At 65.8% G+C, this 23,803-nt stretch carries 25 protein-coding genes; 15 read left to right on the plus strand and 10 right to left on the minus strand.

Annotated elements, in window-relative coordinates; genetic code table 11:
* Window positions 1-78: 78 nt before the first annotated feature.
* From BM115_RS08230 to BM115_RS08240, 3 genes are all read right to left on the minus strand, one after another.
* Window positions 79-519 (minus strand): hypothetical protein, encoded by a 441-nt coding sequence (locus BM115_RS08230; protein ID WP_092292529.1) that lies wholly within the window; start codon window positions 517-519, stop codon window positions 79-81.
* A gap of 66 nt (window positions 520-585) precedes the next feature.
* The gene (gene recN / locus BM115_RS08235; RefSeq protein WP_092292531.1) at window positions 586-2,376 is read right to left on the minus strand and encodes a DNA repair protein RecN; all 1,791 of its coding nucleotides are present in this window, start codon (window positions 2,374-2,376) and stop codon (window positions 586-588) included.
* Window positions 2,377-2,404: 28 nt separating this feature from the next.
* Window positions 2,405-3,337 carry an NAD kinase gene (locus BM115_RS08240; protein ID WP_092292533.1) on the minus strand — a complete coding sequence of 311 codons (933 nt, stop codon included), beginning with the start codon at window positions 3,335-3,337 and terminating at the stop codon, window positions 2,405-2,407.
* 101 nt (window positions 3,338-3,438) lie between these two features.
* Between BM115_RS08240 and hrcA the strand changes: the two genes are divergently transcribed.
* From hrcA to BM115_RS08255, 3 genes are all read left to right on the plus strand, one after another.
* The gene (gene hrcA / locus BM115_RS08245) at window positions 3,439-4,488 is read left to right on the plus strand and encodes a heat-inducible transcriptional repressor HrcA (protein WP_092292535.1); all 1,050 of its coding nucleotides are present in this window, start codon (window positions 3,439-3,441) and stop codon (window positions 4,486-4,488) included.
* Window positions 4,489-4,551: 63 nt separating this feature from the next.
* A complete protein-coding gene (hemH, locus tag BM115_RS08250; RefSeq protein ID WP_092292537.1) occupies window positions 4,552-5,667 on the plus strand; it encodes a ferrochelatase in 1,116 nt (371 codons plus the stop codon).
* Between the two features lie 19 nt (window positions 5,668-5,686).
* Window positions 5,687-6,082: an RNA-binding S4 domain-containing protein gene (locus BM115_RS08255; protein ID WP_092292539.1), complete on the plus strand. Its 396-nt coding sequence runs from the start codon at window positions 5,687-5,689 to the stop codon at window positions 6,080-6,082.
* Window positions 6,083-6,086: 4 nt separating this feature from the next.
* On the opposite strand, the gene BM115_RS27265 is transcribed toward BM115_RS08255, so the two are convergent.
* On the minus strand, window positions 6,087-6,251 hold the full coding sequence (locus BM115_RS27265; RefSeq protein WP_177219874.1) for a hypothetical protein: 165 nt from the start codon (window positions 6,249-6,251) through the stop codon (window positions 6,087-6,089).
* 281 nt (window positions 6,252-6,532) lie between these two features.
* Here BM115_RS27265 and grpE point away from each other — a divergent pair, with 281 nt between their 5' ends.
* Together grpE and BM115_RS08265 are read left to right on the plus strand one after the other, a co-directional pair.
* Window positions 6,533-7,105: a nucleotide exchange factor GrpE gene (gene grpE, locus BM115_RS08260; RefSeq protein WP_092292541.1), complete on the plus strand. Its 573-nt coding sequence runs from the start codon at window positions 6,533-6,535 to the stop codon at window positions 7,103-7,105.
* A gap of 85 nt (window positions 7,106-7,190) precedes the next feature.
* Entirely contained in the window at window positions 7,191-7,607 is a 417-nt protein-coding gene (locus tag BM115_RS08265) for a thioredoxin family protein (RefSeq protein ID WP_092292543.1), read from the plus strand.
* Here the strand turns inward: BM115_RS08265 and BM115_RS08270 are convergent, their stop codons facing one another.
* Window positions 7,608-8,918 (minus strand): phospholipase A, encoded by a 1,311-nt coding sequence (locus BM115_RS08270; protein ID WP_092292545.1) that lies wholly within the window; start codon window positions 8,916-8,918, stop codon window positions 7,608-7,610.
* A 128-nt stretch (window positions 8,919-9,046) separates the two neighbouring features.
* Window positions 9,047-9,478, minus strand: a complete 432-nt coding sequence (locus BM115_RS08275; RefSeq protein WP_092292547.1) for a DUF1841 family protein — start codon at window positions 9,476-9,478, stop codon at window positions 9,047-9,049.
* 106 nt (window positions 9,479-9,584) lie between these two features.
* Between BM115_RS08275 and BM115_RS08280 the strand changes: the two genes are divergently transcribed.
* Together BM115_RS08280 and BM115_RS08285 are read left to right on the plus strand one after the other, a co-directional pair.
* Window positions 9,585-10,520 carry a DMT family transporter gene (locus tag BM115_RS08280; RefSeq protein ID WP_092292549.1) on the plus strand — a complete coding sequence of 312 codons (936 nt, stop codon included), beginning with the start codon at window positions 9,585-9,587 and terminating at the stop codon, window positions 10,518-10,520.
* An 88-nt stretch (window positions 10,521-10,608) separates the two neighbouring features.
* The gene (locus tag BM115_RS08285) at window positions 10,609-11,196 is read left to right on the plus strand and encodes a malonic semialdehyde reductase (protein WP_092292551.1); all 588 of its coding nucleotides are present in this window, start codon (window positions 10,609-10,611) and stop codon (window positions 11,194-11,196) included.
* A 19-nt stretch (window positions 11,197-11,215) separates the two neighbouring features.
* Here the strand turns inward: BM115_RS08285 and nth are convergent, their stop codons facing one another.
* Both nth and rsxB read right to left on the minus strand, forming a co-directional pair.
* Window positions 11,216-11,860, minus strand: a complete 645-nt coding sequence (gene nth / locus BM115_RS08290; protein WP_092292553.1) for an endonuclease III — start codon at window positions 11,858-11,860, stop codon at window positions 11,216-11,218.
* On the minus strand, window positions 11,857-12,666 hold the full coding sequence (gene rsxB / locus BM115_RS08295) for an electron transport complex subunit RsxB (RefSeq protein ID WP_092292555.1): 810 nt from the start codon (window positions 12,664-12,666) through the stop codon (window positions 11,857-11,859). The genes nth and rsxB overlap by 4 nt, the downstream gene beginning before the upstream one ends.
* A gap of 231 nt (window positions 12,667-12,897) precedes the next feature.
* Here rsxB and BM115_RS08300 point away from each other — a divergent pair, with 231 nt between their 5' ends.
* Window positions 12,898-13,533, plus strand: coding sequence for a TetR/AcrR family transcriptional regulator (locus BM115_RS08300; RefSeq protein ID WP_092292557.1), 636 nt, complete (start codon window positions 12,898-12,900; stop codon window positions 13,531-13,533).
* A 77-nt stretch (window positions 13,534-13,610) separates the two neighbouring features.
* On the opposite strand, the gene BM115_RS08305 is transcribed toward BM115_RS08300, so the two are convergent.
* Window positions 13,611-14,852, minus strand: coding sequence for a polyhydroxyalkanoate depolymerase (locus BM115_RS08305; RefSeq protein ID WP_092292559.1), 1,242 nt, complete (start codon window positions 14,850-14,852; stop codon window positions 13,611-13,613).
* Window positions 14,853-15,128: 276 nt separating this feature from the next.
* Window positions 15,129-16,325 carry an amino acid aminotransferase gene (locus BM115_RS08310; protein WP_092292561.1) on the minus strand — a complete coding sequence of 399 codons (1,197 nt, stop codon included), beginning with the start codon at window positions 16,323-16,325 and terminating at the stop codon, window positions 15,129-15,131.
* A 191-nt stretch (window positions 16,326-16,516) separates the two neighbouring features.
* Between BM115_RS08310 and uvrB the strand changes: the two genes are divergently transcribed.
* The 7 genes from uvrB to BM115_RS08345 all read left to right on the plus strand — a co-directional run bounded on the left by uvrB (window position 16,517) and on the right by BM115_RS08345 (window position 23,788).
* Window positions 16,517-18,592 (plus strand): excinuclease ABC subunit UvrB, encoded by a 2,076-nt coding sequence (gene uvrB, locus BM115_RS08315; RefSeq protein WP_092292563.1) that lies wholly within the window; start codon window positions 16,517-16,519, stop codon window positions 18,590-18,592.
* 61 nt (window positions 18,593-18,653) lie between these two features.
* Window positions 18,654-18,875, plus strand: a complete 222-nt coding sequence (locus tag BM115_RS08320; protein ID WP_092292565.1) for a hypothetical protein — start codon at window positions 18,654-18,656, stop codon at window positions 18,873-18,875.
* A gap of 38 nt (window positions 18,876-18,913) precedes the next feature.
* Window positions 18,914-19,156 (plus strand): hypothetical protein, encoded by a 243-nt coding sequence (locus BM115_RS08325; RefSeq protein WP_092292567.1) that lies wholly within the window; start codon window positions 18,914-18,916, stop codon window positions 19,154-19,156.
* Window positions 19,157-19,189: 33 nt separating this feature from the next.
* Complete coding sequence (locus BM115_RS08330) at window positions 19,190-19,678, plus strand: low molecular weight protein-tyrosine-phosphatase (RefSeq protein WP_092293287.1); 489 nt, start codon at window positions 19,190-19,192, stop codon at window positions 19,676-19,678.
* 59 nt (window positions 19,679-19,737) lie between these two features.
* On the plus strand, window positions 19,738-21,834 hold the full coding sequence (locus BM115_RS08335) for a site-specific recombinase (protein ID WP_255370741.1): 2,097 nt from the start codon (window positions 19,738-19,740) through the stop codon (window positions 21,832-21,834).
* A 109-nt stretch (window positions 21,835-21,943) separates the two neighbouring features.
* Window positions 21,944-22,495 (plus strand): Fe-S cluster assembly transcriptional regulator IscR, encoded by a 552-nt coding sequence (iscR, locus tag BM115_RS08340; RefSeq protein WP_092292569.1) that lies wholly within the window; start codon window positions 21,944-21,946, stop codon window positions 22,493-22,495.
* Window positions 22,496-22,564: 69 nt separating this feature from the next.
* Window positions 22,565-23,788 carry an IscS subfamily cysteine desulfurase gene (locus tag BM115_RS08345; protein WP_304441456.1) on the plus strand — a complete coding sequence of 408 codons (1,224 nt, stop codon included), beginning with the start codon at window positions 22,565-22,567 and terminating at the stop codon, window positions 23,786-23,788.
* Window positions 23,789-23,803 lie beyond the last annotated feature (15 nt).

Consider the following 23,803-nt stretch of genomic DNA (forward strand, 5'->3'; position numbering starts at 1 on the left):
CTACGACTCCTGGGGGCGTTGGTAGTGCGATGCGAACTGCTGAACTGCTGAGCTACAACCTACAGGAAAACGGGCGCCTTATTGTGCGGGCATGTCCCGGGAAGTCGGCATGGTGCGATGCGGCTTGAGCGTGCGGTCCGACGTGGCCGATTCCACGCGCGGCGCGGCCTGGAGCGTGGTCACGGCCTGCTCGAGCGTGATGTCGGGCGCGGCCGTGATGGCGGTGACCAGCCACACGCCACCGGACATCGGCCGCTTCACCACGTACCGCACCGGGCCCTCGATCGTCGCCAGCAGCTTGCCGGCATCCTCGGACACCATCACCTCGGGTGGCGTGAACTTGACGAGGATGTCGCCGATGGCGCGGTCGTCGGTGATGCTGCCGCGCGGCGGGGCGAACGATTTCGACTCCGACGCGCAGCCCGAGACGGCGCCCAGCGATGCCAGCGAAGCAGCGGCGGCCAGCGCCATCGCCAGGACCTTGCGGCGGGGGTGTTGCGGGGACTGACCAGCGGTCATGGGGCGAAGCTCCTGAAATCTGTATCTATATATATAGCGGGATGCGGACGTGGCGACGGTGCGGCTTTAGCCAGCAGCCCGGCGCGGGCGGCGCGAGCCCCCTTCGCGCGGGGTGGTGCTGGCCTGGTTGGCCGCAGGACTCGCGGCCAGTTCCGCAGCGCGTGCCCCTTGCGCCAGCATCTCCTGCGCGTGTTGCGTCGTCGTGGCGGTGACCGTGGCCCCGCCCAGCATGCGCGCGGTCTCGTTGACACGGCCCTCGGTGTCGAGCACGCGGATCCTGGACCGCGTGACGGCGGCCCGGGCCTTCGTGGCGTCGGCCGTCTCCTTGCTGACCAGCAGGTGCGTGCCAGCCTGCGCCGCCACCTGCGGCAGGTGGGTCACGCAGAGCACCTGCCGCGCGCGGCCCAGTTCCTGCAGGCGCCGGCCCACCACCTCGGCCACGGCGCCGCCGATGCCGGTATCCACCTCGTCGAAGATCAGCGTGGGCGTGGGCGCGGCTTCGCTCGTGATGACGGAGATGGCGAGGCTGATCCGCGCCAGTTCGCCGCCGGACGCCACCTTGGCCAGCGGGCGCGCCGTCACGCCGGCATGGCCGGCGACGAGGAATTCCACCTGCTCCAGCCCGTGGCTCTGGCCTTCGGCCTCGTCGAGCGGGTTCAGCGCCACCACGAAGGTGCCGCCGGCCATCGACAAGCCCTGCATGGCGTCCGTGACGGCGCCGGACAGCGCCTTGGCGGCGGTCTTGCGTGCGGCGGACAGGTGCCGCGCCAGCGTCAGGTAGGCGGCGCGCGCGGCGGCCTCGCGGGCCAGCACCTTGTTGAGGTCTTGCGCGGACTGCAGGTCGTCGAGTTGCTGGCGGCGGGCCAGTAGTTCGTCCGGCAGTTGCTCCGGCGGCAGGCGATACTTGCGCGCCGCCGTGTGCAGTGCCTGCATGCGCGCTTCCACGGCCTGCAGGCGTTCCGGATCGAGTTCGAGCCGGTCGACGTAGCGCGTCAGCGAATGCGCGGCTTCCTCGACCTGCACCTGCGCCGGTTCCAGCGCGGCGAGCACGTCGCGTAGCGCGGGATCGACATCGGCCAGTTGCTGGATGCGGTGCACCACGCTGTTGAGCACGGACAGCACGGCGCCATCGGCCTCGGACAACGCGTCCAGCGCGGCGCGGCTGCCGTCGATCAGGCCGGCCGCGTGCGAGAGGCGGTTGTATTCGCCCTGGATCTCTTCCCACTCGCCCGCCTGCGGCGCCAGCTTGTCGAGTTCGCCAACCTGCCATTCCAGGCGCTCGCGTTCGAGCTGCATTTCGCGCGATTGCGACTCCACGGCTTCGCGCTGGCGCACGCAGGCGCGCCAGGCCCGCCACGCCTCCGCCACCGCGCCGGCCTGTTCGGTCAGGCCTGCGTGGGCGTCGAACAGGTGGCGCTGGGCGTCCGGGCGGAGCAGTAGCTGATGGGCGTGCTGGCCGTGGATGTCGACAAGCTGGTCGCCCACCTCGCGCAACTGGGTCAGCGTGGCCGCCGTGCCGTTGATGAACGCCTTGCTGCGCCCGCCCGCATCGACGGTGCGGCGCAGCAGCACGGTGCCTTCGCCGTCCAGGCCGGTTTCGTCGCCGGACAGTTCGCGCTCGGCCAGCCAGGCGTCCAGCGCCGCGTGCGTGCCGAAGGTGGCGCTGATGCTTGCGCGGGTGCTGCCTTCGCGCACCACGCCGGCGTCGGCGCGTTCGCCGAGCACCAGGGCCAGTGCATCGATCAGGATGGACTTGCCGGCGCCGGTCTCGCCGGTGAAGACGGTGAAGCCGGTGGTGAAGTCGAGGTCGAGCGTATCGACGATGACGAAATCGCGGATGGACAGGCTGCGGAGCATCGTGGCCTTGGGGGGAGTGGGGGCCGGCTCAGAGCCGGTTGTCCTCGGTCGGGTATTCGTGCCAGTGCAGCTTCTTGCGCAGCGTGGCGTAGTAGTTGTAGCCCACAGGATGCAACAGGGTCACGGTCTTGCTGGAGCGGCGCACGACGATCCGGTCGCCCTGCAGCAGCGAGGTCAGAGACTGCATGTCGAAATTGGCGCTCGCGTCGCGCGCGGTGGCCACCTCGATCGTCACTTCGGCGTCGTGCGGCAGCACGATCGGGCGATTGGACAGCGCGTGCGGAGCAATTGGCACCAGTACCAGCCCAGACAGCGTAGGATGCAGGATCGGTCCGCCGGCGGCCAGCGCGTAGGCGGTGGAACCGGTGGGCGTGGAGACGATCAGGCCGTCCGAACGCTGGTTGTACATGAAATAGCCGTCCACCGAGACCGCCAGCTCGACCATGCCGGAAATGCCCGAGCGGTTGACCACCACGTCGTTGAACGCCAGCGCGGAGAAGATCACGCCGTCGTCACGGATCACGCGGGATTCCAGCAGCATGCGGGTCTCGGCCTCGTAGCGGCCGGCCAGCATCTCGGGCAGGGCGCGCGTCACGTCTTCGAGCGGGATGTCGGTCATGAAGCCCAGCCGGCCATGGTTCACGCCGATCAGCGGCACATTGAGCCCGGCCAGCTGGCGGGCCAGGCCCAGCAGCGTGCCGTCGCCGCCGAGCACCACGGCCACGTCGGCCTCGCGCCCGATCTCGTCGGCCGAGAAGACGGGGTAGCCGGAGAGGCCGGTCGCCTGCGCGGTTTCGCGCTCGAACACCACGTCCTGGCCGTTGCGCGAGATGACGGCGGCCAGTTCCTCGAGCGGGCCCTCGATGCCGGCGGTCGCGTACCGGCCGACCAGGGCAACGGTCTGGAACGCGGCGCGGGGCGCGGCGGCGGGGGCGATGGCTGGGTTCTGGGGGGCAGACATGCCGGGATTAGACCATACCGCCGTGACCATTGTCAGTAGGCGGGCACGCACCGGTGCGAAGCCCGCCCGAACCGGGGAAAGTTGTTTAAAATCGGGGCACTATGGACGAACGTTCGAAAACGCTTCTCAAGACCCTGATCGAGCGCTACATCGCCGAAGGCCAGCCCGTGGGCTCGCGCACCCTGTCCAAGTACTCGGGTCTCGATCTCTCGCCGGCGACCATCCGCAATGTGATGTCCGACCTCGAGGAAATGGGGTTCATCGCCAGCCCGCATACGTCGGCCGGCCGGATTCCCACGCCGCGCGGATACCGGCTGTTCGTCGATTCGATGCTCACGGCGCGCCCGCTGGAGGGCGGCACCATCGAGATGACCGCCGAACTGGCCGCGCTGACCGGCCAGATCCAGGGCCAGCTGGGCGGACAGCAGCTGGGGCCGCAGCGGATGATCACGGCCGCCGCGCATACGCTGTCGAACCTCTCCCGCTTTGCCGGCGTGATCATGACGCCGCGCCGGGGCCAGTCGTTCCGCCAGGTGGAGTTCATGCGCCTGTCGGAGAAGCGCATCCTGCTGATCATCGTCAGCCCCGAGGGCGACGTCCAGAACCGCATCATCCAGACCGAACTGCCGTACACCCCCGCCCAGCTGATCGAGGCGGCCAATTTCTTCAATTCCCACTACGCCGGCATGAGTTTCGATGCAGTGCGCAGCCATCTGCGCGTGGAATTGCAGGACATCCGCCGCGATATGTCAGCGCTGATGCAGGCCGCCGTGGAGGCGGGCAGCAGCGCCATGGCCGAGGATGACGACCAGGTGTTCATCTCCGGCGAGCGCAAGCTGCTCGAGGTGGAAGACCTGTCGTCCAGCATGGACAAGCTGCGCCGGCTGTTCGATGTCTTCGAACACAAGACCAACCTGCTGCAGCTGCTCGATGTCTCGAGCCACGCGCAGGGCGTGCAGATCTTCATCGGCGGCGAAAGCCAGCTCGTGCCGCTCGAAGACATGGCCGTCATTACCGCGCCCTATGGTGTCGATGGGCAGATCGTCGGCACGCTCGGCGTGATCGGCCCGACGCGGATGGCCTATGAACGGGTCATCCCGATCGTCGACATCACCGCGCGGCTGCTCTCGAGCGCGCTCTCCCAGAACTGATGGCAGCTTGCGGGCACGCCACGTGACAGCGCGTGCGTGGCGCCCGCCATTTCCGGAAACCCTATGACGTTCTCGGCAGAACCGGCTTACCAGCATGGCCAGGCGCCCCGCACGGCCATCCTGCTTATCAACCTGGGCACGCCGGATTCGCCCACGCCCAAGGCGGTGGGGCAGTATTTGAAGGCGTTCCTGTCCGACCCCCGTGTGGTCGAGATCCCGCGTCTGGCCTGGCTGCCGATCCTGCACGGGCTGATCCTGCCGTTCCGCTCGCGCGCTTCGGCCATGAAGTACGAATCGATCTGGCTGCGCGAGGCGCACATGACCGGCTCGCCGCTGCTGGTGCACACCGAGCGTCAGGCCCACGCGCTCCAGCAGCACATGCACCGGCTCGGCCACGACGTGACCGTGGCCTGCGCCATGCGCTACGGCAATCCGTCGATTGCTTCGGTTATGGAGGCCCTGCGCCGGCAGGGTACGGAACAAGTGCTGTTATTGCCACTCTATCCGCAGTTTTCCGGGACGACCACGGCCACCGCGTTCGACGAGGTCTTTCGCGTGCTCGCCGGCTGGCGAAATCAGCCGGAATTGAGACTGATAAAGCACTTTCACGATCATCCGGCCTATATTTCGGCCCTGCAGCAGCAGGTGAGCGGTTATTGGGCGCAGCACGGCATGCCGGACTTTGCCCGGGGCGACAAGCTGATCCTGTCCTTCCACGGCCTGCCGCGCCGATTGTTGGATCTGGGGGACCCCTACCATTGCGAATGCCTGAAGACCGGGCGGATGCTGGGGGAGGCGCTCGGCCTGCAAGCGGGTCAGTATCAAGTGACGTTTCAGTCGCGTTTCGGCAAGGCGGAATGGCTCCAGCCCTATACCGCGCCGACGCTGACCGAACTCGGCAAGGTCGGCACGCATCGCGTGGACGTGTTCTGCCCCGGCTTCCCGGCCGATTGCATCGAGACGCTCGAGGAAATCGCCATGGAAGGGCAGTCCGAATTCCGCGTGGCGGGCGGCCAGGAATTCCATTTCATTCCCTGCCTGAATGATGCGGACTACTGGATTGCCGGGCTGGCCGAGATCGCGCTGCAGCATCTGCAAGGTTGGCCATTGCGCCAGCCGCATCCGCACGAGTTGGAAGCGCGGCGCTCGCGGGCGCAGACCCGCGGTGCCGCGGCGTAAGGAATCAAGGAGTTAGACGATGGATGTGGACTTCGAGGCGGGTGCCCGGCAACGCATCGACAAATGGCTGTGGTGCGCCCGGTTCTTCAAGACGCGCTCGCTGGCGGCCGAGGCCGTGGAGCGGGGCCGGGTGGAGGTCAACGGCCAGCCGGTCAAGAATTCACGCGAAGTGAAGCCCGGCGACGCCGTGATGATCGACGCGCACCAGCAGCGTTGGGAGATCGAGGTGAAGGGCGTGGCCGCCTCGCGCGGGTCGGCGCCCGTGGCGCAGACGCTGTATGCAGAAACGCCGGCAAGCCAGGCCCGGCGTCAGGAAGAGGCGGAACGGCGGCGCATGCAGCCTGAGCCGACGGCGCAGCTACAGGGCCGCCCGACCAAGCGCGACCGGCGCCGGATCGACGATTTCAGAAATTAGGGATTCAGCGGTTGTACGGGAAGTACGGAACGATGTAGTGCTTGAACACCGCCTTGCCGCTGCCATACTCGGTTTCACGCGGCGTGAACGCGCCGGAGGCGCAGATGAAGAGTGTCATCACCGACAGCGCGGCGAGTAGGCACACGGTAACAACAGGCAGCTTGTGCATGGCGAACCTTCCGAAGGATGCACCAAAATGATTCACAGCGTGCTCCCGTTATTTTTGTCATTTTTCATTGATAGATCTTAGTCATTGCGTTGCAGCAAAGCAATGAACACCAGATTGCATCAATCACGGCTTTGTAACCGCGTATTTCGGCGTCTCGCCCCCTTCACACTTGAAAAAACGGGGAGTGGCGCCAACTGCGGCTAGACTTGCCGGTTTGGCATCCCGACCCACCCGACGGCCTGCGCCAGGCGGGCCGAGTTTTAGATTTGATACGGATCGACATGGAAGAACAGAACCAGACCCAGACGCCATCTTCAGCTTCGAGCACGCCGCAGGCGGCGGACGATGCCCTGCGCGCCCAGCAGCCTGGCACGGACGCCCCGGCCGGCGATGACGTGGCCCGCCTCACGCAACAGGTGGCCGACCTGGAGGCCAAGGCCAAGGAAAACTACGAGCTGTTCCTGCGCGCCACGGCAGAGGGCGAGAACATCCGCCGCCGGTCGCAGGACGAGGTCAGCAAGGCACACAAGTTCGCGATCGAGAACTTCGCCGACAACCTCGTGCCCGTGATGGACAGCCTGCAGGCTGCGCTGGCCGACAACACCGGCGACCTCAAGAAGCTGCGCGAAGGCGTGGAGCTGACCGCCCGCCAGCTGGCCGCCGCCTTCGAGCGCGGCAAGATCGTCGAGTTGAACCCGGTGGGCGAGAAGTTCGACCCGCATCGTCATCAGGCGATTTCGATGGTGCCGTCCGAGCAGGAGCCCAACACCGTGGTGAACGTGCTCCAGCGCGGCTACATGATTGCCGAGCGCGTGCTGCGCCCGGCACTGGTGACGGTCTCGGCGCCGCGCTAAATCCCGCGCAAGCCGGAAACCCCCAAGCCTGACCCGACGCCCGGTGCCTGAACGCCCGGGCGTTGTTGTTTCCAGGAACCCTGCGATGTCAGACGACGCTCAATCCCCCCATCCCGATCATCTCGATCACCGCGCCTTCGACGCCTTCGCCATGCAGGCTGTCGACGGGAGCACCATCGACGCGGCCATCGCCGCCGCCGGCGAAGACCTGGTCTGCGTGTTCTTCTGGGGCGTGGACTGCTTCAACTGCGAGATGGCCAAGAAGGCGATGCTCGCCAACCCGGACCCGATTCGGGCGCTGAACCTGCGCTGGCTGCACGCCAACGTCTACGAACACCCCGAGCTGGGCAAGCGTTTCGGCCTGCACGGCATTCCGGTGTTCATGTTCTTCCAGCGGGGCAAGAAGCTGGGCCGCGCCACGGGCTGGCACGGCCACGGCCAGTTCACGGCCGCCGTGGCTAACGCGCGGCTCAAGGCCGAGGGCAAGCCGCTGGCCGGTTGATCAGCGCGACAGCGCGTAGCCGATACGGAACTGCCACGGCGTCTTCTGGTTGTAGTCGAGCAGGCTCTCGCCGTAGCCGTAGAAGTAGCCGGCCATCAGGTATCCCGCCGTGCCCGGCAGCAGCCGCGCGAGCGGGTAGGTGAGCTGCGCGTCGACGCTGCCATAGCCTTTGCGCGTGCCCTTGCGCAGCGTGGCGGCGAACTCCCACGAATCGGGCCGGCCATAGGCCACCAGCAGGTCCATGTAGCCGCGATAGTGGGCGATGTCCTCGTTGTCGCTCTTGCCGACGTAGGCGTATACCTTGGGCGCCACGCGCCAGTGCCAGTCGGTCTGGTCGCCGAAATACATGGTCGGCTTCAGGAACAGCGTGTTGACGCTGCGCGACTGGTCGCCATCGCGCCCGTTCGACTCGTGCTCGAAACCGGTGGCCAGCGAGAGTCGGCTGATCACGCTGTTCTTCACGCCCGTATCGGACAGGTAGTAATAGAGGCTGGGCCGGTAGTTGGTGTCGCGGAACGGGCGCGATTCGTCGTGCAGGTCCCATAGCGAGAACTGCGTGTAGGCGAAGTACAGGTTGTCCAGCACGCTCTTCGAGGTCGGGTTCTCGCCCTCGAACAGGCGGTACTTGAAGCTGATCTGGAACTTGGCGTTGGCGCCGTCGTGGCCGCCGAACATCAGGTACATCGGCTCGTTGAACGAGAGGCGCTGCGCGTCGCGCAGGTCGGCCGGCGAGGGCCCCGGCGTGCCGCCGTTGGCGGCGGTGACGATCGGCGTGACGGGTACGGTTGCCCCATCCGGCTGCGGCGTGCCTTGGGCGGAAGCCAGATCCTTGTGCTCCGTCGCGGCGGTGCCCGGGGCCGTGGCCGCTACGGCGGGTGCAGCGGGGACTTCGCCCGGCAGCGGCGCGCGGTTCAGCGAGACGACGACCGGCGCGGCGTCGATGCCGGCCACGTCGAGCCGCACCTGGCCACGCATGCCGGCCGGCCAGTCGGCGGTATAGGTGATGGTGCGGATGTCGCCGTGGCGCAGGTTCAGCACGGACGGGCCGCCGCCGGTGCGCTTCATCTCGATCCGCACGGGCGCGGCGAGATCGCCGGTGGCGCTCACCTGGAGCGTATCGGGCACCGCGTAGCGCCGCGTCGACTGGTCGGCGCTGACCAGCAGCGTGAGCGTGAAGGGGCGCGTGCCGTCGATCACGCGCGGCGGTTGCAGCAGCGAGACGGCGGCGTGCGCGGAAATCGGGCCCAACAGGGCGAACGAAAGGAGAGCCGCGCTGCCGAAGCCGGCGCGGCGAGGCACGGAGAGAGACATGGATCGTGCGCGTCGCGTCGGCGCAGGGGCCGGGGACACGTCAGAGTTTGGAATGCCCGACAGCCTAACACGTGGCTCGCGGGCATCTTGTGACGAATTGTTGGTGTGAAAAGTGCGGGGTAAGCCGGTCAGCCGGCAGCGCGGCGGCGGATATTGTCGACGTAGGCCTGCCCATCTGGCGGCATACCGGTGCGCTGTGCATTCCAGAGCATTTCGCCGAGGCATTCCATGATCTGGTGCTGGGCCTCGTGCTGGGAATCGAGTCGCCGCGAAAGTGCCTCATACGCCGCGCGAATGCCGGGCGGCTGATCGATCGACACCTGTTCGGAAATCGACAGGTGCATCGCCAGATGCAGGAACGGATTGGTCTGGCCGCCTTCGGGCGTGTAGTCGCGCGTGAGCGCGCCTTCGGTATCGGTCAGCAGCGGGTGGTATTCGGGATGCTCGTCGATCCAGTCGACGGCAATCACTTCGAGCGGGGTGAGGACATTGCCCGCCACCCGTTTCTGCCACGCGTCGCAGAAGAACCGGCGGACTTCTTCTCTTGAGGGATTGAACATGATGGGCGGTATTGTAAACGAGCCCTCCGAACGCTGCCGGCCGCCCGCCGCGCACAAGTAGAATGCGGGCTTCCTGGTGTCTCCTTCCCGCTTCTTCGCACCGCCCATGACCGCTTCCGCCACCCTCGGCCAGGCCCGCCACACGCTCGCCGGCGTGCTGATGATTGCGCTGTCCGCCAGCGCCTTTGGGGCCATGGCGATCTTCGCGCGCTACGCCTATGCCGCCGGCGCTGATGTCTATGGCCTGCTGGCGGTGCGCTTCGTGCTCGCCGCCGTGGCAATGGCCGTGGTCATGCGCACGCGCGGCATCCGTCTGCCGCCGTGGCGGCGCGTGCTGGCGCTGGCGGCGATGGGCGGCATCGGCTACGTCAGCCAGTCCTACTGCTTCTTCACGGCGCTGAACTACGCGCAGGCCAGCCTCGTGGCGCTGCTGCTCTATCTCTACCCGCTGTTCGTGACGATCCTCGCGGCGATCTTTCTCAAGGAAAAGCTGACCAACGCGGCGGTGATCGCGCTGGTGCTGTGCTCGGTCGGCGCCGGCCTGACAGTGGGCGGCGGGGAGGGCAGCCCGCTCGGCATCGCGCTGGGCGTGGCGGCGGCGGTGATCTACTCGATCTATATCGTGGTGGGCGCGCGCGTGACGGCCGGCGTCAACGCCATCGCCACCACCACGGTCATCTGCACCGCAGCAGCGGTGGTCTATGTGACGGTCGGCATCCTGCGCACTGGCGCCGGCGTGCCGCCGCAGTTCCCGGGCGACGCCGGCGGCTGGCTCGCCTTGATCGCCATCGCGCTGGTCTCCACGGTGCTGGCCATCCTGACCTTCTTCGCGGGCTTGCAGCGGCTGGGCGCTTCCAAGGCGTCGATGCTGTCCACGCTGGAGCCGGTGGTGACGGTGCTGCTGGCGGCAATGTTGCTGGGCGAGCACATTGGCGCCACGCAGGCCATCGGCGGTGGGTTGATCCTGGCCGGGGTGCTGTGGCTCACGCGTCGCGCCAGCGGCACCGCCCAGCCAGACACCGCCGTCGACGAAAGGATTTGAGGGACATCGTGAAAGCCGTTGCTCGGCTTTCCGCGCATCGATCGGTACAATCGCGCTTTCTTTCATCCAGAAACCGGGAAGACGCGCAATGAAATCGATCGATCAGGCAGCAGTCGCACAATTGTTCACCGAAGCCCGCACGCACAACGTGTGGCAGGACAAGCACGTGGACGACGCCCTGCTGCAGCAGATCTATGAAGCGATGAAGTTCGGCCCGACCGCCGCCAACAGCAGCCCGGCCCGCATCGTGTTCGTGAAGTCGGCCGCCGAGAAGGCCCGGCTGCTGGAATGCGTGTCTGCCGGTAACGTCGAGAAGACCCGCTCGGCGCCTGTCACCGCGATCATCGCCTTCGACAACCACTTCCACGACCAACTGCCGAAGCTGTTCCCGCATGCCGACGCCCGCGCGTGGTACGCCGGCAACACCGAAAAGATCGCGCGCGATGCGCTGATGAACAGCTCGCTGCAAGGCGGCTACTTCATCCTGGCCGCCCGCGCGCTGGGCCTGGACTGCGGCCCGATGGGTGGTTTCGATGCCGCCAAGGTCAACGCGGCGTTCTTCCCTGACGGCAAGTGGTCGGTGAACTTCCTCGTGAACCTGGGCTACGGCGACGCTGCCCAGCTGCATCCGCGCGGCCCGCGCCTGTCGTTCGACGAAGCCTGCCGGATCGTCTGATCCCCGCCGGCGCCGGGGCTTACGCCTTCGGCGCCGGGGTTTTCTCGCGGAACTCGCACAGCGGCTCGATGGCGCAATGCCAGCATTCGGGCTTGCGTGCCTTGCACACGTAGCGCCCATGCAGGATCAGCCAGTGGTGCGCGTCGTGCAGGAACTCCTTCGGCACCACCTTGAGCAGCTTCTGCTCGACGATATCCACATTCTTGCCCGGCGCCAGCCCCGTGCGGTTGGAGACGCGGAAGATGTGCGTATCCACGGCGATGGTCGGCTGGCCAAACGCGGTGTTGAGCACCACGTTGGCTGTCTTGCGGCCCACCCCTGGCAGGGCCTCCAGCGCCTCGCGGTCCGGCGGCACGCGTCCGCCATGCCGCTCCACCAGAATCCGGCAGGTCTCCATCACATGCTTGGCCTTGGTCTTGTAGAGGCCGATGGTCTTGATGTAATCGATCAGCCCCGCCTCGCCGAGCGCCAGCATCTGCTGGGGCGAGTGGGCCACCGGGAACAGCAGGCGCGTAGCCTTGTTCACGCCAACATCGGTGGCCTGCGCGGAGAGCAGCACGGCAATCAGCAGCTCGAAGGGCGAGCTGTATTCGAGTTCCGTGGTCGGGGCCGGGTTGACGTCTCGCAGCGTTTCGAAGATCGCGCGGGTCTTGGCGGCGTTCATGCGTCGGGAGTCTTCTTGTTGTTGTCGGGGGTTGCCTGCGTCAGGCCGGCCTTGGCGCGGCGGGCTTCGGCGGCATCGATCTGGGCCTGCACGGCCGGCGACACATTCTCGGTGTTGCGCGGCGCGGCGGCCGCCTGTTTCTGGCGCGCGCGCTCGATCGCGGCCTGGATGATCGCCTTCTTGCGGTCCTGGGCGGCGCGCTCGGCATCGGAGATGACGGGTTCCGCCTGGAGCGCCTCCAGCTTGGCCGCGGCCTTGGCGGCCAGGCGCGCGTCGTTCTCCTCGCGCTCGCGCACCAGCCGGGCGCGGCGCGCCAGGTAGCGCGTGTGGGCGGCGTCGGCCTGCGCGGGCGACCACGCAGCCCAGCCCGTCTTGTCGCCCGTCACCGGAATCATGTCGATGCAGTCCACCGGGCACGGTGCCACGCAGAGATCACAGCCGGTGCACCAGTCGGGCAGCACGGTGTGCATCTGCTTGGCCGCGCCGGCGATGGCATCGACCGGGCATGCCTGTATACAAAGCGTGCAGCCGATGCAGCGCGATTCGTCGATGCGCGCCACGGCCCGCGACTGCTCCACGCCATGCTCCGGGTCCAGCGCACGCGGCGCCACACCGAGCAGGGCGGACAGCCGCACGATGCCCTCGGCGCCGCCCGGCGGGCAGCGGTTGGGTGTGGCCTCGCCCCGGGCCATGGCCTCGGCGTACGGGCGGCAGCCATCGAACCCGCATTTGGTGCATTGGGTTTGCGGCAGCAGGGCTTCTAGGCGGTCCGCCAGCGTGGCGGCGGCGTTGAGGGTGATGGTCACGACTGCGAGGAACGATGTGAGGGACGACTAACGCTTCTGCACGCCTCTGCGGGCGTGTGCGCGGCAAGGATTATCCCCGATTTCCCGAAACGGCAGAACCGGCGATGATTGGCGCGCCACGGCGTCGCCTCACCCGTTTGGGCGATATGTGGCGGATCTTTGGACGAGGCACGAGCAATATATGCTCGCCCGTGCCATATAATCCCGCGCAACCGACCGACTCCGGAACCCATGTCAAACGAGCCAAAAACCAAGCGGGATCCCGAAGGCACGCGCCGGCGCATCCTGGCCGCCGCCACTGAAGAATTCGCAAAGGGCGGACTGGCCGGCGCACGCGTCGACCAGATCGCCCGGCGGGCCGAGACCAACGAGCGGATGCTCTATTACTACTACGGCAGCAAGGAAGGTCTGTTCCTGGCCGTGCTCGAAAAGCAGTACGCCGAGTTCCGTGCCGCCGAGGAACAGCTTCACGTGACCGATGAAGACCCGGTCGCTGCTGTCCGCACGCTGGCCCGCTTCGTTTGGGACTGGTACTACCAGCACCCCGAGTTCATCCGCCTGGTCAACAGCGAGAACCTGCACGAAGCGCGCCACCTGAAGAAGTCCGCCCAGTTGCACCAGCTGATCAATCCGGTGGTCAACGTGCTGGCAGACATTATCCGGCGCGGCCAGCAGCAGGGCGTGTTCCGCGATAACGTGGACGTACCCCAGTTCTACCTGACCATTTCGGCGCTCGGGTACTACGTGCTGTCCAACCGCTACACCATCAGCGCGGTAATTGGCCGCGACGTGGCTTCGGAAGACGAGCACGCGCGCTTTGCCGAGTTGCACACGGACATGCTGCTGGCCTTCCTGCAGAAGCGCTGAGCGGTTATCCCGGTCGGAAAAACAAAAATGCCCGCGAGATCATCGCGGGCATTTTTGCATTCGGCGTCCGGCTGGCTTCAGCGCGATTTACGGATGAAATCGCGCAGTTCCGGATAAATATTCTCGCGCCAGCGGCGGCCCGAGAAAATCCCGTAGTGGCCGGCCTTCGGCGCGGTGATGTGATGCCGCTTGGCCTTGGGAATGCCGGTGCACAGGTCGTGCGCGGCGGCGGTCTGGCCGGCGCCCGAGATGTCGTCCAGTTCGCCTTCGATGGTCAGCAGGGCCGTGGTCTTGATGTCCTGCGGACGCACCGGCGCGCCGTCGATCTCCCACGTGCCGTTGGCCAGTCGGAACTCCTGGAACACTTCCTTGATGGTGTCGAGGTAGTACTCGGCGGCCATGTCGAGCACGGCGTTGTACTCGTCGTAGAAGCGCACGTGCGCCTCGGCATCGTCGGCATCGCCCTCGACCAGGCTCAGGTAAAAGTCATAGTGCGAGGACAGGTGGCGGTCCGGGTTCATCGCCACGAAGCCGGCATGCTGCAGGAAGCCCGGGTAGACGCGGCGGCCGTGGCCCGGATAGTTCGCCGGCACGGTGTAGATGACGTTGTTCTCGAACCACTCGTACGACTTGTTGGTCGCCAGCGAATTGACCGCCGTGGGACTCTTGCGCGCGTCGATCGGGCCGCCCATCATCGTCATCGTGCAAGGGGTGGTTTCCTTGTTCGACGCCATCAGCGAAATCGCGGCCAGCACCGGCACCGTGGGCTGGCAGACCGAGATCACATGCAGGTTATCCGCGCCGATATGGCGGATGAATTCCTGAATGTAATAAATGTAGTCAGACAGGTGGAACGGGCCGACATCGGACGGGACCATGCGCGCATCGACCCAGTCGGTCACGTAGACCTTGTGGTCTTGCAGCAAGGTGCGCACGGTGTCGCGCAGCAGCGTGGCGTGGTGGCCGGAGAGCGGGGCGCAGACCAGGACGACGGGTTCGTCCTTGAGCAGCTTGATGGTCTCGGGGTCGTCCGCGTAGCGCTTGAAGCGCACCAGCTTGCAGAACGGTTTTTCGAAGACGGTTTGCTCGACGATGGGGATGTCCCGGCCGTTGGAGCGCACCGACTTGATGTCAAACGACGGTTTCTCGTATTCCTTGCCGAGCCGGTAGAGCAGTTCGTAGCCGGCCGCTAGGCGAGGTGCGCCCGGCACCAGGGAAAGAGGACTGAGCGGGTTGGTGAAGGTCTTGGCCGTCGCCTGAGCCCAGGCGGTCAGCGGGTTCAGCATGGAGCGCTGGAATTCGTGCAGTTGGTAAAGCATGCCGGTACCTGTTGCCTTTCTGTCGGGCGTTTGTGCCCGATGGATTATGCCCGCAATCGAACGGTCGTGCTTTGCAGCATACGCTTCCAAGTTACGCCGCCAAGCGGGGAAGACAATAGGACATTGGCTTGAATTCGTGGTGACAGACACCTACAGACACAAAAAGGCGACCGGGAGTGACCTCCCCGTCGCCTTTTATGTGGCACTGCGTCAGAACTGGTGCAAACGGCGTGTTGCTTTTTGGTGCAATGCGCCGAAGCCTTCGTGCTGTGATGCTTAGTACACTGCAGCGATGGCGTTGACCACCGCGTCGATGTTGCGGCTGTTCAGCGCCGCCACGCAGATCCGGCCCGTACCCACGGCGTAGATACCGTGGTCGTTGCGCAGGCGGTCCACCTGGTCAGTGGTCAGGCCCGAGTACGAGAACATGCCGCGCTGGGCCTTCACGAACGAGAAGTCACCCGGCACGCCCTTGGCGGCCAGCTTGTCCACCAGCGCATGGCGCATCAGCTTGATGCGATCCCGCATTTCGCCGAGTTCCTGCTCCCACATGGCGCGCAGCTCGGGGCTGTTCAGCACCGTGGCCACCACCGTGCCGCCGTGCGTGGGCGGGTTGGAGTAGTTCGTGCGGATCACGCGCTTGACCTGCGACATCACGCGCTGGGATTCTTCCTTGCTCGTGGTCACGATCGACAGCGCGCCCACGCGCTCGCCGTACAGCGAGAAGCTCTTCGAGAACGAGCTGGAGACGAAGAACGGCAGGCCGGAATTGGCGAACAGGCGCACGGCGGCGCCGTCCGGGTCGATGCCATCGGCAAAGCCCTGGTAGGCCATGTCCAGGAACGGGATCAGGTTGCGTTCCTTGACCAGTTCCACCACCTGCTTCCACTGGGCTTCCGACAGGTCCACGCCGGTCGGGTTGTGGCAGCAGGCGTGCAGCACGACAATGGTGTTGGCCGCGTAGGACTTCAGCGATTCCACCATGCCGGCGAAGTTCAGGCCATGGCTGGCGGCATCGTAATAGGCGTAGTTCACGACCGGGAAGCCGGCCGATTCAAACAGCGCGCGGTGGTTTTCCCAGCTCGGGTCGCTGATGGCGACCTTGGCATCCGGGTACAGGCGCTTCAGGAAGTCGGCGCCAATCTTCAGGGCGCCGGTGCCACCAAGTGCCTGGGCCGTCACAACGCGGCCTTCGGTGATCAGGGCCGATTCCTTGCCGAACAGCAGGGTCTGCACGGCCTGATCATAGGCGGCGATGCCTTCGATCGGCAGGTAGCCACGCGGCGTGGCGCTGGCCAGGCGAGCCTTCTCGGCCTCCTGCACGGCGCGCAGGAGGGGAATTTTCCCTTCGTCGGTGAAGTACACGCCAACGCCCAAGTTCACCTTGGTGGTGCGGGTGTCGGCATTGAAGGCTTCATTCAGGCCCAGGATCGGGTCGCGCGGGGCCATCTCGACGGCAGAAAACAAACTCATTTGGATTCTCGTGGTCAGCTGTGTAACAAAACGGAGGGCGTAGAATGCTTCGGGCTGCGCTGGCGGATCGCGTCGATGGCCCTACTGACAGGAACTGACAGTAGCGTGATGCCACAATGCTTGAAGCGGGTCCGCGCAACCCCAAGATTCTAGCGTATCCGCCAGTTTTTCCTCAGGTTTTTCCCTACCCTATGACGAATCTCGCCGAAGTCGCCCCGGTCCTGGACGAAGACAAATTCGTCACCTTTCCGGGCTCCCCGTTCCAGCTCTACCAGCCGTTCCCGCCCGCGGGGGACCAGCCCCAGGCCATCCGCCAGCTTGTGGAGGGCGTCGAGGATGGCCTGTCGTTCCAGACCCTGCTGGGCGTGACCGGGTCCGGCAAGACCTTCACCATGGCCAACGTCATCGCGCGCATGGGGCGGCCGGCCATCGTCTTTGCGCCGAACAAGACACTTGCGGCCCAGTTGTACTCGGAATTCCGCGAGTTTTTCCCGCGCAACGCGGTCGAGTACTTCGTCAGCTACTACGACTACTACCAGCCTGAGGCCTATGTGCCGCAGCGCGACCTGTTCATCGAGAAGGACTCGTCGATCAACGAGCATATCGAGCAGATGCGGCTGTCGGCCACCAAGAGCCTGCTCGAGCGGCGCGACACGATTATCGTGGCGACCGTGTCCGCGATCTACGGGATCGGCAATCCGAGCGAATACCATAAGATGATTCTGACGTTGCGCACCGGCGACAAGCTGAGCCAGCGCGACATCATCGCGCGGCTGATCGCCATGCAGTACACGCGCAACGAGACCGATTTCCAGCGCGGCACGTTCCGCGTGCGCGGCGACACGCTCGACATCTTCCCGGCCGAGCACGCCGAGATGGCCGTGCGCGTGGAGCTGTTCGACGATGAGGTCGACTCGCTCCAGTACTTCGACCCCCTGACCGGGCGCGTGCGTCAGAAGATTCCGCGTTTCACGGTCTACCCGTCGAGCCACTACGTCACGCCGCGCGATACCGTGCTGCGGGCGATCGAGGACATCAAGGTGGAACTGCGCGAGCGGCTCGATTTCTTCTACAAGGAGAATCGTCTCGTGGAGGCGCAACGGCTGGAGCAGCGCACGCGCTTCGACCTGGAAATGCTCTCGGAACTGGGCTTCTGCAAGGGCATCGAGAACTATTCCCGGCACCTTTCCGGCGCCAAGCCGGGCGAGCCGCCGCCGACGCTGGTCGATTACCTGCCGCCGGACGCGCTGATGTTCCTCGACGAGTCTCACGTGCTGATCGGCCAGCTCAACGGCATGTACAACGGCGACCGCGCGCGCAAGACCACGCTCGTCGAGTACGGCTTCCGCATGCCGTCCGCGCTGGACAACCGGCCGCTGAAATTCGACGAATTCGAACGCAAGATGCGCCAGGTGATGTTCGTCTCGGCCACGCCGGCGCAGTTCGAGAAGGACCATGCGGGGCAGGTGGTGGAGCAGGTGGTGCGGCCGACCGGCCTGGTCGACCCGATCATCATGGTGCGCCCGGCCACGACCCAGGTGGACGACCTGCTATCCGAGATCAACATCCGCGTGCAGGCCGGCGATCGCGTGCTGGTGACCACGCTGACCAAGCGGATGGCCGAGCAGCTGACCGAATTCCTGTCCGAGAACGGCGTCAAGGTACGTTATCTGCACTCGGACATCGATACCGTGGAACGCGTGGAGATCATCCGCGACCTGCGTCTTGGCACGTTTGACGTGCTGGTGGGGATCAACCTGCTGCGCGAGGGCCTCGATATTCCCGAGGTGTCGCTGGTGGCCATCCTCGATGCGGACAAGGAGGGCTTCCTGCGCGCCGAGCGCTCGCTGATCCAGACCATCGGCCGCGCCGCCCGGAACGTCAACGGCACCGCCATCCTCTATGCCGACCGCATGACGGATTCGATGAAGCGGGCGATCGACGAGACCGAGCGGCGCCGCATCAAGCAGATCGCGCATAACGAGGCCCATGGCATCACGCCGCGCGGCGTGGTCAAGCGGATCAAGGACATTATCGACGGGGTCTATGACCCGAACGAGGTCCGGGCGGAACTGAGCGCAGCCGCCGAGCGCGCGAAATACGAGGACATGAGCGAGAAGCAGGTCGCGAAGGAGATCAAGCGGCTGGAGAAGCAGATGCTCGACCATGCCAAGAATCTCGAGTTCGAAAAGGCGGCCCAGGTTCGCGACCAACTGGCCAAGCTGCGCGCCCAGGTGTTCGGGGCGAGCGGCGATCACATCCTATAGTGTCTAGGGTGTCCGGGGGCATCCACGCCGGACGGAGCCGGTCAACAACGAGGAGCGCGCCATGGTGACACAGTTCGAATACGGTGGTTACGCGGTGGTGGCGCGGGCAATTCCGCATGCCGGAGGCGGGTTTTCGGGCGTTGTGACGATCGCCGACGCGTTCGGCGAGGTCAGCGGTCCGACATTCGAATCGGAGACCGGCGCGGCGGCCACCCCGGAGGCGGCCCTGGCATTGGCCGAAGCTGCCGCCATGCGCACAATCGATGCCGGCGAGGTGAACTGACCCGGGCCAAGGGTCGCCGGCAGCACAGGAGACAAGACATGGCCTATAGCAGCGAATGGAAAAAGAGGGTTTTCGAGACGCACGAGATCCAGGTGCAGGTGAAACCCCGTTCGTCGATCGAGTGGGAATACACGGTGCGCGTCTGCCGCCCCGGCACCAATATCCGCGCGGCCGGCACGCTGGTGGAAACCGCGCCACCGACGGACCACTTCAAGACACCGGAAGAGGCGGAAGCGGCCGGCTGGGAGAGAGGGCGGGAGCTGGCGGTGCAGTTGGCATAGTGCCGACATCATCGGCAAAGTAAAATCATGCCGATGAAAAAATTCGCCATCCTGATGTGCTGCATGGGCAATATCTGCCGTTCGCCGACGGCGGAAGGCGTGCTGCGCGCCAAGTTGATCGCCGCGGGTCTTGCGGAGCAGGTCGAACTGGATTCCGCCGGTACCCACGACTATCACCTCGGGCGCCCGCCCGATGCCCGCAGCCAGCGCTACGCGCTGCAGCGCGGGTATGACCTGTCCGCGCTGCGGGCGCGCAAGGTGGGGGTGGCGGACTTCCAGCGCTTTGACCTTGTGCTGGCGATGGACCACGCCAATATGTCCACGCTACGCACACTGCATCCCGAAGTCAGCCCGGACAAGCTCCGGCTGCTGATGAGCTTTGCCACCCGGCACCCTGCCGAGGAAGTGCCCGATCCCTATTACGGCGAGGGCGATGGCTTCGAAACCGTGCTCGACTACGTCGAAGACGCCTGCGACGGTGTGGTAGCCATGCTGCGCGAACGGTTGGCGCCCACCCGCTGAGGTCCCCGCCAAGCCCCGCAGCCCCAGGCCGGCACGTTGCCGGCCCTCCAGAGATATCCATGGTTTTTTCCCTGTTCCGCAAATGGCGCAAGTGGCGCGAGTCACGCAATGCGAGCTTGCAGCTCGACGCCATCCTGGCCTCGGCCAATCCCGACGCCTTGCTCGCGGACCGCAACGCCTGGCTCGTCGAGCTGGGCTACTGGCTCCGGCGCGACGGCAGCCTGGCCGTCGATCCCGATCCGGATACCCACCCCGATCAGGCCAACGCCCCGGCGCGCAGCTATCCCGCCCACGTGCGGCTGCGTTACCTGCTCCAGGTGCTGGCGCGGCACCCCGATTGGGCGGATCGCTTCGCGCGCACCATCCGCTCGATCGTCCGTGACAACGATCCCACCTCGCTGTTCTGCGATACCGGCGTGGCCTCCCACCCCGGTTTCTGGGGCGAGATGGTCGATCGGCTCCAGGCGCGCTTCCTGCCGCCGCCGCCCAACCGCAACGACATGGCCGGCCTGTTCGCGCTGGTCTTTGCCGATGAGGCTGATGCGGATTGGGTCGATGGACTCGATGCCGACCTGATCGAGCGCATCGCGTCAGCGCTGCAATCGGGCGCCGGGGACGATCGCATCCAGCTCGAGGACACGCTGGCCGCAAGCATCCAGGTGCTCGCCAGTCAGGTGCGCGCCACCGGCCTGAGCCAGTCAATTCGTTCGCGTCTGCCCGGCCGCGTGCAGGACACGCCATTTTTCCGGCTCGACATGGCCATCGCGGCGTTGTGCGAAGAGGGGCTGGCCCATGACAACGAGGTCTTCGGCCATCGGCTCAACTATTTCCGCGCGCTGCTCGATGGCTGTCTGGCCGCCGCGCAGCATGTCTATGCCGATCTCGAGGAGAACGGCGTCTCCGTCGAGGTGGTGTTCCAGATCGAGCGCATGAAGGTCCGCCTGGCGCGGATCGACCTGCTGCTCAACGCCTGGGTGGACCCAGGCCGCCACAGCCGCCACGCGCACCTGATGGCCGAGCTGATCCGCTCCACGCAGGCCCGGCGCAGCATCGCGCATCTGGCCGGCTCATCGTTCGCGCAACTGGCGCGCAAGGTGGTGGAGCGGTCCGCCGAGACCGGCGAGCACTACATCACGCGGGACCGTAAGGAGTACGGCGAGCTGCTGCGCGCGGCGGCCGGCGGCGGGCTGGTCACGGTGGTCACGGTTTATCTGAAATTTCTGATCTACGGCCTGCATCTGGACAAGTTCCTGGAGGGCCTGCTGGCCTCGCTGAACTATGCCGGCAGCTTCCTGGCGATCCATTTCGCGCATTTCACGCTGGCCACCAAGCAGCCGGCGATGACCGGCCCGGCGCTGGCGCACCGGCTCGATGGCGTAGGGCGGCCAGAGGGGCGCGAGGCCTTCGTCGACGACACCATCGCGATGATCCGCTCGAACGCGGCGGCGATTTTCGGCAACCTGGCCGTGGTGTTCCCGGTGGCACTGCTGGTGCAGTGGCTGGCCGGAAGGCTGCTCGGCGCCAACCTGATCACGCCGGCCAAGGCCATTGCCACGATCGAATCGTTCTCGATTCTCGGCCCCACGCCGCTCTACGCCGCGTTCACCGGCGTGCTGCTGTGGCTGTCGAGCCTGATCGCCGGCTGGGCGGACAACTGGTTCGCGCTGCACCGCGTGCACGACGTGATGGCCTACCACCGCCGGCTGCGCTACGTGCTGGGGCAGGGCGGGGCGATGAAGCTGGCGGATTTCTGGAAGCGCAATCTGTCGGGCATCGCGGGCAATGTGTCGCTGGGCTTCCTGCTTGGGCTCGGGCCGGAGATCCTGAGCTTCTTTGGACCGCATATGGAAGTGCGCCATGTGACGCTTTCCACCGGTTCCGTGGGCACGGCCATCGGCGTGCTCGGCATGGATGCACTGCGCATGCCGTCGCTCTGGCTGGCCGTGGCCGGTATCGCGCTGATGGGGGTGTTGAACGTGGCAGTCAGCTTTGCGCTGGCCTTCTATATGGCGATGCGGTCGCGCAACCTGCCTCGCGTGGATCGGCGCGAACTCAGTGCGGCGGTGCGCAGGCGCATTGTGCGGCACCCGATGTCGCTGCTGATTCCGCCGCGCGCGGTGCCCGTGGCGGCGCCTGCGCCGGGCGATGTGGCCTGAAAAGCGTCGTGCCGGATACCGTGCACTGCAGCAGGGGTACTTGACTGATTTGGTCGGATAAATTTATACTTGAGCGAAACGATCAAGTATTTCCTTCTCCCCGAGCATCATGAGACTGACCACCAAAGGCCGTTTTGCGGTAACCGCCATGATCGACTTGGCCATGCGCCAGGATCAGGGGCCCGTCACGCTCGCTGGCATCAGCCAGCGCCAGAAAATCTCTCTGTCCTACCTGGAGCAGCTGTTTGGCAAGCTGCGCCGGCACGAGATCGTGGAAAGCGTGCGCGGTCCGGGGGGTGGCTACAGCCTCGCCCGCAAGGCCGAGGACGTCACCGTGGCGGACATCATCATCGCCGTGGACGAGCCACTGGACGCCACGCAGTGCGGCGGGAAGGGTAATTGTAACGGAGATGATGGATCCGGGCGATGCATGACCCACGAGCTGTGGGCCACGCTGAACCAGAAGATGGTCGAGTACCTCGACTCCGTCTCCCTGAAGAACCTCGTTGACCAACAGCGCGCCCGCCAGCCGGCGGTGCTGCACGACATGCGCGAAGACGCCGCACAGTCCGTGCCGGTGACGCGCAGCAAGGCCGAGAAGCAGGAAAAGCCGGCGCGCCCCCGCGTGGTGAACTCGGTGTTCAGCCTCGCGCAGTCCTGAGCAGATTTCAGATAGTTGGTTTAAACTATCGGTAGACAGTAAGCGATTAGCGGTCCCTATAAGGCAGTCATAACGATGAGCACCCCACATTTCCCCATCTACATGGATTATTCGGCCACGACGCCGGTGGACCCGCGCGTAGCCGACAAGATGATTCCGTACCTGCGCGAGCAGTTCGGCAATCCGGCCTCGCGTAGCCACGCCTATGGCTGGGAAGCCGAGCGCGCGGTCGAAGAAGCGCGTGAGCAGGTGGCCGCGCTGGTGGGCGCCGATCCCCGCGAGATCGTGTGGACGTCGGGCGCAACCGAGTCGAACAACCTGGCCATCAAGGGTGCCGCGAACTTCTACTCGGGCAAGGGCAAGCATCTGATTACGGTGAAGACCGAGCACAAGGCGGTGCTGGACACCACCCGCGAGCTCGAACGCCAGGGCTTCGAGGTGACCTACCTCGACGTCAAGGACGACGGCCTGATCGACATGGACGTGTTCCAGCAGGCGATTCGCCCGGATACGATCCTGGTGTCGGTGATGCTGGTGAACAACGAGATCGGCGTGATCCAGGACGTGGCGCAGATCGGCGAAATTTGCCGCGCCAAGGGCATCATCTTCCATTGCGATGCGGCCCAGGCCACCGGCAAGGTCACCATCGACCTGAACACGCTGAAGTGCGACCTGATGTCGTTCTCGGCCCACAAGACCTACGGCCCGAAGGGCGTGGGCGCGCTGTATGTACGTCGCAAGCCGCGTGTGCGGATTGAGGCGCAAATGCACGGCGGTGGTCACGAGCGCGGCATGCGTTCGGGCACGCTGGCCACGCACCAGATCGTCGGCATGGGCGAAGCGTTCCGCCTGGCCCGCGAGGAAATGGCCACCGAGAACGAACGGATCCGCATGCTGCGTGACCGCCTGTGGCGCGGCCTGTCGGGCATGGAAGAGGTGTACCTGAACGGCTCGCTGGAACACCGCGTGCCGCACAACCTGAACGTGAGCTTCAACTTCGTGGAAGGCGAGTCCCTGATCATGGCGATCAAGGACGTGGCCGTGTCGTCGGGCTCGGCCTGCACGTCGGCCTCGCTGGAGCCGTCGTACGTACTGCGCGCCCTGGGCCGCAACGACGAACTGGCGCACAGCTCCATCCGTTTCACGGTGGGCCGCTTCACCACCGAGCAGGAGATCGACTACACGATCGAACTGCTGAAGAACAAGATCGGCAAGCTGCGCGACCTGTCGCCGCTGTGGGAAATGTTCAAGGACGGTGTCGACCTGAACTCGATCCAGTGGGCCGCCCACTGAGCAGCGCCCAAAACA

The organism is Cupriavidus sp. OV096, assembly GCF_900115455.1.
Classification (GTDB): Bacteria; Pseudomonadota; Gammaproteobacteria; order Burkholderiales; family Burkholderiaceae; genus Cupriavidus.

What these genes read in the sequence shown, in the direction of transcription:
- uvrB (WP_092292563.1), top strand. Translation starts at nt 16,517, where the DNA reads ATGACGAATCTCGCCGAAGTCGCCCCGGTCCTGGACGAAGACAAATTC.
- BM115_RS08265 (WP_092292543.1), top strand. Translation starts at nt 7,191, where the DNA reads ATGTCAGACGACGCTCAATCCCCCCATCCCGATCATCTCGATCACCGC.
- BM115_RS08320 (WP_092292565.1), top strand. Translation starts at nt 18,654, where the DNA reads ATGGTGACACAGTTCGAATACGGTGGTTACGCGGTGGTGGCGCGGGCA.
- BM115_RS08300 (WP_092292557.1), top strand. Translation starts at nt 12,898, where the DNA reads ATGTCAAACGAGCCAAAAACCAAGCGGGATCCCGAAGGCACGCGCCGG.
- BM115_RS08275 (WP_092292547.1), bottom strand. Translation starts at nt 9,478, where the DNA reads ATGTTCAATCCCTCAAGAGAAGAAGTCCGCCGGTTCTTCTGCGACGCG.
- grpE (WP_092292541.1), top strand. Translation starts at nt 6,533, where the DNA reads ATGGAAGAACAGAACCAGACCCAGACGCCATCTTCAGCTTCGAGCACG.
- recN (WP_092292531.1), bottom strand. Translation starts at nt 2,376, where the DNA reads ATGCTCCGCAGCCTGTCCATCCGCGATTTCGTCATCGTCGATACGCTC.
- BM115_RS08325 (WP_092292567.1), top strand. Translation starts at nt 18,914, where the DNA reads ATGGCCTATAGCAGCGAATGGAAAAAGAGGGTTTTCGAGACGCACGAG.
- BM115_RS08240 (WP_092292533.1), bottom strand. Translation starts at nt 3,337, where the DNA reads ATGTCTGCCCCCCAGAACCCAGCCATCGCCCCCGCCGCCGCGCCCCGC.
- hemH (WP_092292537.1), top strand. Translation starts at nt 4,552, where the DNA reads ATGACGTTCTCGGCAGAACCGGCTTACCAGCATGGCCAGGCGCCCCGC.
- BM115_RS08285 (WP_092292551.1), top strand. Translation starts at nt 10,609, where the DNA reads ATGAAATCGATCGATCAGGCAGCAGTCGCACAATTGTTCACCGAAGCC.
- nth (WP_092292553.1), bottom strand. Translation starts at nt 11,860, where the DNA reads ATGAACGCCGCCAAGACCCGCGCGATCTTCGAAACGCTGCGAGACGTC.
- BM115_RS08305 (WP_092292559.1), bottom strand. Translation starts at nt 14,852, where the DNA reads ATGCTTTACCAACTGCACGAATTCCAGCGCTCCATGCTGAACCCGCTG.
- BM115_RS08280 (WP_092292549.1), top strand. Translation starts at nt 9,585, where the DNA reads ATGACCGCTTCCGCCACCCTCGGCCAGGCCCGCCACACGCTCGCCGGC.
- BM115_RS08230 (WP_092292529.1), bottom strand. Translation starts at nt 519, where the DNA reads ATGACCGCTGGTCAGTCCCCGCAACACCCCCGCCGCAAGGTCCTGGCG.
- BM115_RS08330 (WP_092293287.1), top strand. Translation starts at nt 19,190, where the DNA reads ATGAAAAAATTCGCCATCCTGATGTGCTGCATGGGCAATATCTGCCGT.
- BM115_RS08255 (WP_092292539.1), top strand. Translation starts at nt 5,687, where the DNA reads ATGGATGTGGACTTCGAGGCGGGTGCCCGGCAACGCATCGACAAATGG.
- BM115_RS08310 (WP_092292561.1), bottom strand. Translation starts at nt 16,325, where the DNA reads ATGAGTTTGTTTTCTGCCGTCGAGATGGCCCCGCGCGACCCGATCCTG.
- hrcA (WP_092292535.1), top strand. Translation starts at nt 3,439, where the DNA reads ATGGACGAACGTTCGAAAACGCTTCTCAAGACCCTGATCGAGCGCTAC.
- BM115_RS08335 (WP_255370741.1), top strand. Translation starts at nt 19,738, where the DNA reads ATGGTTTTTTCCCTGTTCCGCAAATGGCGCAAGTGGCGCGAGTCACGC.
- iscR (WP_092292569.1), top strand. Translation starts at nt 21,944, where the DNA reads ATGAGACTGACCACCAAAGGCCGTTTTGCGGTAACCGCCATGATCGAC.
- BM115_RS27265 (WP_177219874.1), bottom strand. Translation starts at nt 6,251, where the DNA reads ATGCACAAGCTGCCTGTTGTTACCGTGTGCCTACTCGCCGCGCTGTCG.
- BM115_RS08270 (WP_092292545.1), bottom strand. Translation starts at nt 8,918, where the DNA reads ATGTCTCTCTCCGTGCCTCGCCGCGCCGGCTTCGGCAGCGCGGCTCTC.